Genomic DNA, 9,995 nt, shown 5'->3' on the forward strand with positions numbered 1-9,995 from the left:
CGACTTCGGGCTGGCGCCCTCGTCTTGCCGACTCCCCCTCAAGGGGGGAGTGATAGGTATGAGCCGCTTTTCTTCCCTTCGATCGCGTAACGGCTGCCGCGCCCCTGGCGGGGCGATTTCGGCGGCGGCGCGGGGATTGCTAGAATAGCGGGCCGACGGCGGCAGCAGGGGAGAAACGATATGCGGGACGGGAAATATTCGCGGGTGGTGCTGGCCTACTCCGGGGGGCTGGATACCTCGGTCATCCTGCGCTGGCTGCAAGAAACCTACGGCTGCGAGGTGATCACCTATACGGCGGATCTGGGGCAGGGGGAGGAATTGGAGGCGGCGCGGGCCAAGGCGCAGGCGCTGGGCATCCGCCAGATCCACGTCGAAGACCTGTGCGAGGAATTCGTGCGCGAGTACGTGTTCCCCATGCTGCGCGCCAATGCCGTTTACGAAGGCGAGTACCTGCTGGGCACGGCGATCGCCCGGCCGTTGATCGCCAAGCGGCTGGTGGAGGTGGCGCGGGAGACGGGCGCGGACGCGATCGCCCACGGCGCCACCGGCAAGGGCAACGACCAGGTGCGCTTCGAGCTGGGCATCCGGGCGCTGGCCGGCCCGGATATGCGCATCGTCGCACCCTGGCGGGAATGGGATTTGCATTCGCGAGGCGATCTGCTGCGCTATGCGGAGCAACACGGGATCCCCGTAGAAGACAAGAAAGGGGATGCGCCGCCCTACTCCATGGACGCCAACCTGCTGCACGTTTCCTACGAGGGGGGGGAATTGGAAGACCCGTGGGCGCCGCCGCCGGAGACGATGTGGCGGCGCACGGCGGCGCCGGAGCGCGCCCCGGACGCGCCTGCCGAATTGGAATTGAGCTTTCACAAGGGCGACGCGGTGGCGGCGAATGGCAAGCCCATGCGGCCCGCGGAGCTGTTGCGGGAGTTGAACCGCCTGGGGGGGGAGCACGGCATCGGGCGCGCCGATATCGTGGAGAACCGGTACGCGGGAATGAAGTCGCGGGGCTGCTACGAAACTCCCGGGGGCGCCATCCTGCTCAAGGCGCACCGCGCCATCGAGTCCGTCGCCCTGGACCGCGAGTTGGCGCACCTGAAGGACGGGCTGATGCCGCGCTATGCGGAGATGATCTACAACGGCTATTGGTGGAGCCCGGAACGGATGGCGCTGCAGCAGCTCATTGACGAGTCGCAGGGGGACGTCAGCGGCGAGGTCCGGCTGGCGCTGTATAAGGGCGGCGTAACCGTAAGCGGGCGCAAGGCGGAAGGCGGCGGCTTGTACGACCCCGGCCTGGCCACCTTCGAGGAAGGTTCGGGATTCGACCGGCAGGACGCAGCCGGATTTATCCGTCTGAACGGCCTGCGGCTGCGTCTGAGCGAGCGGCTGCGGCGGCGCTTCCGCGGACCAGGACCTCGATAGTGGTGGCCTGCGCGAACAAGGTGAACAGCACGACGCCGTAGGCCATGGACTGGATCGTGTACCAGTAGTCCAGGCTAAGCGGCAGGGACAGGGCGAGCGCCAGGGTCACGACTCCGCGGACGCCGCCCCAGCAGAGCAGCGCCTGTTGCCGCGGCGGGAAGACGGGGCCGGCAGCGGGCAGCCTGCACAGCGGCGCCAGCAACGCGACGACGCACAGCAGCCGGGCCGCCAGCACCGCGGCAACGGCCAGCAGCATGGCCAGCCAGCGGTCGGCGAACATCTCCAGGGTGACGGTGACCCCGGCCAGAACGAAGATCAGGTTGTGGCTCAGGCGGGAGAGGAAATCCCATAATTGATCGCCGAAGCGGCGCACTTCCGCGGGCAACGTGGCTTCGCCCGGGTACCGCAACACCAAGCCGGCAACCAGCACGGCCATCACCCCGGAGGCGTGCAACAGCTCTTCGGCGGCCAGGAAAGAGGCATAGGAACAGGCCAGGGTCACGATGCCAAAGGCATAGCGGTCGTGCCAGCGGGCCAACAAGCCCCGGGCGAGCAGGCCGGCCGCCAGCCCGACGCACAGACCGCCGCCGCAGGCCAGCAGAAAGCTGCGCAGGATGAAACCGCCGGCGGCCAGGTTGTCCAAATCGTCCATGGCGGTAGCCGCAAGGATGAGAACGCCGAACAAGAGAATCGAGCTTACGTCGTTGAACAGACTCTCGCTTTCCAGGATGTTGCGCAGCCGCCTCGGGATGCCCGCGGCGGCGGGCAGGGATAAGACGGCCGCGGGATCGGTGGCGGCCAGCAGGGCGCCGGCGATCAGGGCCGCCAGCCAGGGGAATCCGCCCGGCGAACCGACCCCGTAGTAGAGGACGGCGGCAATGATCGCCACCGACAACAGCGCCAGCGGCAGGGACAGCAGCAGGACCGGGAACAGGTTGGCGCGCAGCATGTTCAAATCTATGCGCAGCGCGGCATGAAAGATCAGCGCCGGCAAAAACAGGTAAAAAATAGCGAAATAAAAATTTTGCCAGCGGATGCCAGTGTCTATGCCGAACCCCACCAGCAGCTCGGAGCTGAGGAAGCCCAGCAGCAGCAGGAAGACGCCGGGCGGGACGCGGAGGCGCCGGGCCAGCCTCTCCAGCGGCACGGCAAGCAGCAACAGCGCCAGGAAATACAGGATGGCGGGCACGGACAACATGGCTGGCGCTATGCCTCCTCCCGCCGACCGGCACAGCCGGCAAACGGACTAGGGCGCGGCGCCGCCCCGGCCCGGCCGCCGCCCTGGCCCCGGGCGCCCAGGACTCGAGCGCCTAGGACGAGTCGCGGAACTTGCGGGCAATCCAGTAGTCCGCGCTGAGGAACCTGCCGCCGCCGGCAAAGAACAGCACCAGGAGCATGATGAAATAGGTGGCGGCGAACTCGATGCCGTTGCCCAGAATGGCGAAATTGCCGTACTCGGTCAGCCATTCGTAGTCGCCGTGCTCCTGGAGGATGTCCTTGGCGCGATCCAGACGAACGCCGATCTCCTCGGAGCTGGACTGGGCAATGGCGTACCAGCCGTCTTCCCAGTGCACCGCGAAGGCGGCCACCAGCATCGTGATCATCAGCGGGATGGAAATCCAGCGGGTGGCAAAGCCGAACAGCAGCAGCACGGCGCCCACCGCCTCGGTCAGCGCGGCCAGCCAGAACATCAGCGTGGGGAAAGGCAGCCCCAGGCCCTGATCGAACCAGGCGATGACGTGCTCCGGGGAACTGAGTTTGCGGGTGCCGCCCATCCAAAAAGGAAAAAACAGGTAGATGCGAATCAGGAGCAGTCCCAGGCCGTCGGCAATTCGGCTCTGGTCCAGCAGGTCCTGCAAGCGGTTCATCGCGTTCAGAATAATAGGCATGGTCTTTTCCTCCTGTTTTCAGCGGGCCGGCAACGAAGCGCCGCTGCCGCCGCCGCTGTCAAAATACCGGTGCGTACATGTCTGTCGTTCGCTATTCGCCATTCGCCGTTCGCCCCTGCCGCCCCCGTTGCGGCAGCGGTGCGGCGGCAACCGGCGAAAGCGCTTCCGTCCTTCATGCCGGGGCCGCGCGCGACCGCCCGCCGCCGCCGTCCACGTCCGGATGCAATTCGTTCAAGGGCACGGAGAGCCCGTTGCCCACCACGACGCGGGCATGGTAGCGCCGCAAGCGGCGCGGCGCCTTGACGCCGCAGGAGTGGGCGATGATCCCAACCTCCTTGACCATATTGAGCGCATAGTGCTTCACCCGTTGGGCCTTGTCTTTCGGCACCAGACCGCGCTGCAGATTCACGTCATGCGTGGTGATCCCCGTCGGGCATGTGTTCTTGTTGCATTGCAGGGCCTGGATGCAACCGAGCGCGAACATGAAGCCGCGGGCGGTGGTGACGAAATCCGCCCCGAGGCACAGCGCCCAGGCGACATCGCCCGGATTGACCAGCTTGCCCGAGGCCACCACCCGAATCCGTTCGCGCAGGCCGTATTCATGCAGCTTGTCCACCAGCATGGGCAGGCTCTCGCGCAGGGGCAACCCCATTTCGTCAATCAGGGGCAGCGGCGCGGCGCCCGTGCCGCCGTCGGCGCCGTCCACGGTGATGAAATCCGGCGCCGCGTCTTCCCCGCGGTCACGGATCTCCTGGAACAGGGAATCCAGCCACCCGTAAGCCCCCAGCACGGTCTTAAAACCCACGGGCTTGCCCGTCACCTCGCGAATATGCGCGATCATTTTCAGGAGCTCGTCGTTGCTCTCGATATCCGTATGCCGGTTGGGGCTGATCGAGTTCTGGCCCGGGCTGATGCCGCGGACCCGGGCGATCTCGTCCGTCACCTTGCCGCCCGGCAGGATGCCCCCCTTGCCCGGTTTGGCGCCCTGGCTGAGCTTGATCTCGAACATCTTCACCTGTTCGTGGCCGGCGACCTCGCGCAGTTTGTCGTCGTTCAGGTTTCCTTGCAGGTCGCGCACGCCGTACTTGGCCGTGCCGATCTGGAAGACCAGATCGGCGCCCCCTTGCAGATGGTAGGGCGAAAGCCCGCCTTCGCCCGTGTTCATCCAACAGCCCGCCATGCGCGCGCCCTGGGAAAGGGCCAACACGGCAGGCTTGGAGATCGCTCCGTAACTCATCCCGGAGATGTTGACCAGCGAACTGGTGACGTACGGCTGCCGGCAATGCGGGCCGATCTCGATAATTTTGGGCGCCACCCCGTCCTGGCCCAACGTCGGGTAGGGGCAATTGACGAACAGCACGGTGCCCGGCGGCCGCAAGTCACGGGTGGAACCGAAGGCGACGGTGTTGTCCAGGTTCTTGGCGGCCCGGTAAATCCAGGAGCGCTGCGCCCGGTTGAAGGGCAATTCCTCGCGGTCCATGGCAAAGAAGTATTGCCGGAAGAATTCCCCCAGGTGCTCGAATAAATAACGAAAATGCCCGATGACGGGATAGTTGCGGCGGATCGCCTGCTGGGTCTGGCTGATATCGAGGATATAGACCACGACGATCGCCAGAAAGACGATGCCGACCGCCATGATGAACAGCGCGGCCATGAATTCCATGGCCCCGAACAGGAAAGACTGTACCGTCATCTCACAGCACCTCGCCTTGCCGGGGAACCGCTGCCATTCTGGCAGCTACCACTCCGGCGAACGAAATACTAGCATTTTCTCCACCTGCATGTCCCGCATGGTATGGGGGATGCCGCCTACGCCCAGCCCCGATTGCCGCAACCCGGCGAAGGGCATCCAGTCCACGCGAAACGCAGTGTGATCGTTGATCATCACGGCCGAGGCATCCAGCCGTTTCGCCGCCCGCAGGGCGCGGTCCAGGTCGCGGGTGAAGACCGCCGCCTGGAAGGCGTAGGGCAAAGAGTTGGCGCGAACCAGGGCCTCGTCCATGTCCCGGTAGCGATAGACGCAGATCACCGGGCCGAAGATCTCCTGGCAACTGACACGCGCCTCGGGCGGCGGGTCGGCGATCACGGTGCAGGCATAGCAGGAATCCGAAATGCGCCGGCCGCCGCCGAGTACGCGCCCTCCCTGCGCGGCCGCTTCCTCCACCCACTCGGCGACGCGCGCCGCCTCCGGGTGGCGGATCAAGGGGCCCACGTCCGTGTCCTCGCGGGTCGGGTCGCCGATGCGCTGCTGCCCGGCCAGTTCCGCCAGGCCCTCGGCCAGCCGGTCGGCGACCTTTTCGTGGGCGAATACCCGCTGCACCGAGACGCATACCTGGCCGGCGTGGTAGAAGCCGCCTTTCGCCAGCAACGGCAGCAGCGCCTCGAGGTCCGCATCCTCGGCTACGACGACCGGCGCGGCGCCGCCGTGCTCCAGGGCGCAACGGGCGCCCGGCGCCAGCTGGGAGCGCAGCATCCAACCTACCCGGGCGCTGCCGATGAAACTGAAAAACCCGACCCGGGAGTCGGACGCCAGGCGGGTCGCCACCGCAACCTCGTTTACCGTCAGGGCCTGGCACCATTCCTCGGGGAGCCCGGCCTCGCGCAACAGGCCGACGAAACGGAAGCAGGACAGGGGGGTGTCTTCGGACGGCTTGACGATGCAGGGGCAACCGGTTGCCACCGCCGGCGCCACCTGGTGAACGATCAAGTTCAGGGGATGGTTGAAGGCGCTGATCGCCACTACGACGCCGATGGGTTCGTGCACGGTCACCGCCAGGCGCCCCGCGGAGGCGGGGTTCAGGCGCATGGGGATTTCCTTGCCGGCATGGGTGCGCAGGGTTTCCACGCACTCGCGCACTCCGTCAATCGCCCGCGCTACCTCCACCTGCGAATCCGCCAGGGGCTTGCCGCCTTCGCGGGCTGCCTCTACGGCCAGTTCCGCGCTCTGCCGGCGCATGAGTTCGGCCGTGCGCTCCAGGATCTCGAGCCGCCGCCAGGGCGGCAACCAGGCGTCCCGATCGCGGGCGAGCCCGTATGCGACCTCGAGGGCGCGATCCGCCGCCGGCCCGTCGGCCGTAGCGACCGTGGCGATCGGCTGTCCGTCGTAGGGCGCGCTTACCTCCAGCCGCCCCCCGGTGTCCTCAGTGCCGGCAACCAGCAGTGGAAAATGGGCGCCGGATGCGGCGGCCGCCGCTTTCATATCAGGCACACCAGTTCGCCCAGCTTCTCGGTCAACTTCATGTTCTCGCGGTAATCCACCGGGCAGTCCACCACGGTCACGGTGTCCTCCGCCAGGGCCTGCCGCAATGCCGGCAGCAGTTCTTCCGCCGCCGTCACCCGGTACCCCTGGGCGCCGAAACTCCGGGCATACTGAATGAAATCAGGGTTGTTGAAGGAAATGTTGGAGGGGCGGCCGAAGCGGCGCAACTGGTGCCACTTGATCAATCCGTATTCCGAATCCGACCAGATCAGAATCACGAAGGGAATTTTATGGCGCAGCGCAGTCTCGATCTCCTGGGAGTTCATCAGAAAGCCGGCATCCCCGGTAACGGCGACCACCCGCCGCTCGGGAAATGCCTGCTTGGCGGCAAAGGCGCCGGGCACCGCGATCCCCATGGAAGCGAAGCCGTTGGATATAATGCAGGTATTCGGCCGTTCCGCCTGGTACATGCGCGCCATCCACATCTTGTGGGCGCCGACATCGCTAATCACGATATCCTCGGGGGCCAGCGCCTGCCGCAAGTCCCACATGATCTTCTGCGGCTTTACGGGGAACCCGCTATCCTCCGCGCAACGGTTGTTCTCCTCGACAATGGTCTCGCGCAGGCCGGAAGCCAGGCACTCCTGCCGCGGGCTTCCCAGTTCCGCGAGCGCGCGCAACGACGCCCCGATATCCCCGACCAACCCGGTCTCGACGATATAGTGCTCGTCCACCTCGGCGGGCATGGAATCTATATGGACGATCTTGCAGGACTTGTCCTTGTTCCACAGGTGGGGATGGTACTCGACGATATCGTAGCCTACGCAGATCACGATATCCGCCCGATTGAAGCCGCAGGATACGTAGTCGCTGGCCTGCAAGCCGACGGCGCCCAGGGACAAGTCATGGGAAAAGGGCAGCGCGCCCTTGGCCATGAAGGTGGTCGCCACGGGGATGTTCAGCTTTTCCGCGAATGACACCAAGTCGGCGGCCGCCTTCGCCCGCACCACGCCGTTGCCGGCCATTACGATCGGGAACCGGGCGTCGGCGATCAACGCGGCGGCCTGCTTTATCTTGGACTCCGGCGGGGCGGGAGGCAGGGCCCGCTGAACCTTGAGCGGCTCGCCGCCGTTCGCCTCATCCCCGGCAATGTTTTCCGGAAAGTCTATAAAGCTGCAACCGGGCTTCTCCGCCTCCGCCACCTTGAAGGATTTACGCACTATCTCGGGAATGATCCGGCCGGCGCGCACCTGAGTGCTGTATTTGGTAATCGGCTGGAACAAGCCGACCAGATCGAGGATCTGGTGGCTTTCCTTGTGCAGGCGGGTCGTCGCCCCCTGCCCGGCAATCGCGACCACCGGCGCCCGGTCCATGTTGGCGTCCGCGACGCCGGTCACCAGGTTGGTGGCGCCCGGCCCCAGAGTCGCCAGGCAGACGCCGGCCTTGCCGGTCAACCTGCCATAGACATCCGCCATGAAGGCGGCGCCCTGCTCGTGGCGGGTGGTAACGAAGCGCACGCTGCTGCCCAACAGCGCATCCATCACGTCCACATTCTCCTCGCCCGGGATCCCGAAAATGCATTCCACCTCCTCGTTTTCCAGGCAACGCACAAACAATTCGGCTCCTTTCATTTTCCCTCCCTCCTGTTCCGCTCCCTCTATCCGTTCCTGCCGGCAACCGAAGGCGCCCGTTCCCGATACCCGTCTGCCGTTCCCAGCACGACGTCCCGGTCCCGCAGGCTTTGCAAAAGTTCCCGCCCGAACCGCAACAGCTGCCCGGAATCGCCCCCCTTGCCCAGTTCGGCTGCGATCGTCTTCAGCAGCTCCCGGCCCGTAGCGCCCGGGCGCTCCCGCAACAGGTCCAGCAGCCGGGCCGAGGCAATGCTCAACTCCAGAAAGCGGACGCGGTCGTCCCGGTCCCGGCAGACCACCAGGCAAAGCGGTACCGCAAGGGGCTCCCGCGGCAGAAAGTCGGGGCGAATCCGGTGCACCGGGTAACGGTAACTGAGCAGCCGCGCCAGGGGATTCAATACCGGCGCGCCTGCGACCAGGTCGCCGTCCGAATCCACCCCGGCCAGGGAAATCTCGCGCGGGTCGAACGATGCCTCCTGCTCCACCCACTCGTAGTGGGCAAGTTCCTGCAGGTACGGAGGATCCTCAGGCGCCCGTTCCCGGGCCGTCTGCAGGTACTGCAAAAATTCCCGCGACAACATCGGGTACAGGGGGGTGCGGGAGGCATGGTCGCGGAAATACCCCCGGACCAGGGAATGCCAGTATTCGTCCGAACTGATTTTTCGCAATACCGGAAAGCCGCCCGCCAACAACCCCTCCACGTTGCGGTACAAGAGGTCGCGGTAGATCTGCATGCGGCGGTCTTCTACATCGGACGGCGCCGGACAACTGTGATCGCGTATATGGCGGGTAAAGCGCCGCTGGACCTCGGCGAAGGTTTCCTGTTCAGGCCCGGATGGACTGCGAACCGCCATGTTCGACACTGTGCTTGCGCTGAAGCCCCTCTACGACGGCAACTTCCCGGACCAACTCCCCAAGCGGCGGAATATTGAAGTCCCGCTCGACCAGGGTCGGGAACACGCCGAAATGACGATAACTTGCATCGAGCAGCCGCCACACGGGGTCGCTTACCCCGGCGCCGTGCGTATCCACCCGCACCCCGTCGCTCTCCCGGTAGTGGCCCGCCACATGGGCATAGGCGATACGTTCTCCCGGCAGAGAGCGGAGAAAATCTTCGGCATCGTAACCATGGTTGCGGCTGTTAACGCAAATATTGTTGACATCGAGCAGCATCAGGCAATCGGCTTCCTCAATGACCGCCCGAATGAAATCAATCTCCTCCATACGCTTTCCCGGCGCGGCATAGTACGAGACGTTTTCGATCGCGATCCGCCGCTCCAGAAGATCCTGCACCTGGCGGATGCGCCCGGCCACATGGCGCACGGCTTCGCAGGTAAAGGGTATGGGCATCAAATCGTACAGGTAGCCGCGCTCGTCCGCACAGTAACTCAGGTGCTCGCTGTAGCAACGGATGCGGTGCTCGTCGAGAAACTTTTTGACCCGGCGTAAAAAGGGCTCGTTCAAGGGCGCCGTGCCGCCGAGATTCAGAGACAGGCCGTGACAAACGAAGGGATACCGCTCGGCCAGAGAACGGAACCACCGTCCGAAGCGGCCCCCGACATCAATCCAGTTCTCGGGAGCGACCTCGAAAAAAGAAATGGGCGACGGGACCGGGGCGGAGAGCGAGCCCCGAAAGGCCCGCCTCAACCCCAGTCCCGCACCGGTTACGGGATAGTCAGCCACCGAAAGCGGCAGTCGCAAGGGACTCACCGCACGGAGACTTTAGTGCCCGCACTTGCCCTCGCCGCATTTGCCCTCGGCGTCCTTGGACTTGGCTTCCTTGCCCTCGCCGCACTTGCCTTCGCCGCACTTGCCCTCGGCTTCCTTGCCCTCGCCGCACTTGCCTTCGCCGCA

At 65.4% G+C, this 9,995-nt stretch carries 8 protein-coding genes; 1 reads left to right on the forward strand and 7 read right to left on the reverse strand.

The annotated features are described in order from the left end of the window. Nucleotides 1–180: 180 nt before the first annotated feature. On the forward strand, nt 181–1,422 hold the full coding sequence (locus OXU43_06740; protein MDD9824850.1) for an argininosuccinate synthase: 1,242 nt from the start codon (nt 181–183) through the stop codon (nt 1,420–1,422). On the opposite strand, the gene OXU43_06745 is transcribed toward OXU43_06740, so the two are convergent. The 7 genes from OXU43_06745 to OXU43_06775 form a co-directional block, all read right to left on the reverse strand. After that, complete coding sequence (locus tag OXU43_06745; protein ID MDD9824851.1) at nt 1,346–2,620, reverse strand: cation:proton antiporter; 1,275 nt, start codon at nt 2,618–2,620, stop codon at nt 1,346–1,348. The genes OXU43_06740 and OXU43_06745 overlap by 77 nt on opposite strands. 112 nt (nt 2,621–2,732) lie before the next feature. Beyond that, nucleotides 2,733–3,311 carry a DoxX family protein gene (locus OXU43_06750; protein ID MDD9824852.1) on the reverse strand — a complete coding sequence of 193 codons (579 nt, stop codon included), beginning with the start codon at nt 3,309–3,311 and terminating at the stop codon, nt 2,733–2,735. A gap of 172 nt (nt 3,312–3,483) precedes the next feature. Beyond that, entirely contained in the window at nt 3,484–5,004 is a 1,521-nt protein-coding gene (locus tag OXU43_06755) for an FMN-binding glutamate synthase family protein (GenBank protein MDD9824853.1), read from the reverse strand. Nucleotides 5,005–5,049: 45 nt separating this feature from the next. Then, a complete protein-coding gene (locus OXU43_06760) occupies nt 5,050–6,510 on the reverse strand; it encodes an aldehyde dehydrogenase family protein (protein ID MDD9824854.1) in 1,461 nt (486 codons plus the stop codon). Beyond that, the gene (locus tag OXU43_06765) at nt 6,507–8,141 is read right to left on the reverse strand and encodes an acetolactate synthase large subunit (protein MDD9824855.1); all 1,635 of its coding nucleotides are present in this window, start codon (nt 8,139–8,141) and stop codon (nt 6,507–6,509) included. Before OXU43_06765 ends, OXU43_06760 begins: the two co-directional genes overlap by 4 nt. Nucleotides 8,142–8,167: 26 nt before the next feature. Then, nucleotides 8,168–8,995, reverse strand: a complete 828-nt coding sequence (locus OXU43_06770; protein MDD9824856.1) for a putative DNA-binding domain-containing protein — start codon at nt 8,993–8,995, stop codon at nt 8,168–8,170. Further along, the gene (locus tag OXU43_06775; protein MDD9824857.1) at nt 8,967–9,851 is read right to left on the reverse strand and encodes a DUF692 domain-containing protein; all 885 of its coding nucleotides are present in this window, start codon (nt 9,849–9,851) and stop codon (nt 8,967–8,969) included. Before OXU43_06775 ends, OXU43_06770 begins: the two co-directional genes overlap by 29 nt. Between the last annotated feature and the right edge of the window lie 144 nt (nt 9,852–9,995).

This window comes from Gammaproteobacteria bacterium (assembly GCA_028817255.1).
GTDB classification, from domain to species: Bacteria; Pseudomonadota; Gammaproteobacteria; order Porifericomitales; family Porifericomitaceae; genus Porifericomes; species Porifericomes azotivorans.

Coding starts and splice junctions, on each gene's coding strand:
- OXU43_06765 (MDD9824855.1), bottom strand. CDS start 8,141: ATGAAAGGAGCCGAATTGTTTGTGCGTTGCCTGGAAAACGAGGAGGTG.
- OXU43_06740 (MDD9824850.1), top strand. CDS start 181: ATGCGGGACGGGAAATATTCGCGGGTGGTGCTGGCCTACTCCGGGGGG.
- OXU43_06745 (MDD9824851.1), bottom strand. CDS start 2,620: ATGTTGTCCGTGCCCGCCATCCTGTATTTCCTGGCGCTGTTGCTGCTT.
- OXU43_06770 (MDD9824856.1), bottom strand. CDS start 8,995: ATGGCGGTTCGCAGTCCATCCGGGCCTGAACAGGAAACCTTCGCCGAG.
- OXU43_06755 (MDD9824853.1), bottom strand. CDS start 5,004: ATGACGGTACAGTCTTTCCTGTTCGGGGCCATGGAATTCATGGCCGCG.
- OXU43_06760 (MDD9824854.1), bottom strand. CDS start 6,510: ATGAAAGCGGCGGCCGCCGCATCCGGCGCCCATTTTCCACTGCTGGTT.
- OXU43_06750 (MDD9824852.1), bottom strand. CDS start 3,311: ATGCCTATTATTCTGAACGCGATGAACCGCTTGCAGGACCTGCTGGAC.